This window comes from Alkalibacterium sp. m-11 (genome assembly GCF_054658155.1).
The window spans coordinates 1-502 of sequence record NZ_BAAGIR010000357.1 but is presented as its reverse complement, the minus strand read 5'-3'; the positions used below and the strand labels follow the sequence as shown (position 1 = coordinate 502).

The 502-nt window shown below is 36.3% G+C and carries 1 protein-coding gene; it reads right to left on the bottom strand.

Features of this window, described 5'->3' with window-relative positions; genetic code table 11:
• Nucleotides 1-395: ATP-binding protein (locus ACYQ2O_RS12800; RefSeq protein ID WP_459796785.1), on the bottom strand; the 395-nt coding region annotated here is incomplete at its 3' end.
• Nucleotides 396-502: the final 107 nt, after the last annotated feature.

Here is a 502-nt window from a genome sequence, read left to right as displayed (position 1 = left end):
GTACGGTAGCCTTGATGACATGCTTCAATGCCTAATGCAATGACAAGGTGTGTTTTCCCTACACCAGGGTTTCCAATGAAAACTAAGTTTTCTTTTTTCTCCATAAAAGCCATATGTTTCAAGTCTAGAATCTCTTTTTTGTTAACGCTTGGTTGAAAGTTGAAATCAAATTCTTCAAGTGATGTCCGTTTGGGAAAGTGTGCGCGCTGGATGACACGTTCCACAGTCTGATTCGTTTGAAAGTCTAATTCTTGATTAGTTAATTCTAGAAGAGCTTCTGTTAAAGAAAGCTCATCCCGATTGGCAATTTCAATATAGTTTGGCACATATTCTCTCATATGTTTTAAATTCAAGGCCTCTAGATTATTTAATAGATTTTGATAGTTACTGCTCATTCGAAGGCACCTCCAGTAAATCATATTGCTTTAAACTTCGTTTAATATGTTCTTGGATGTCATCTTCTTCTTTGTGGCTCATGACATCTGATTTAAGTATCTGAACC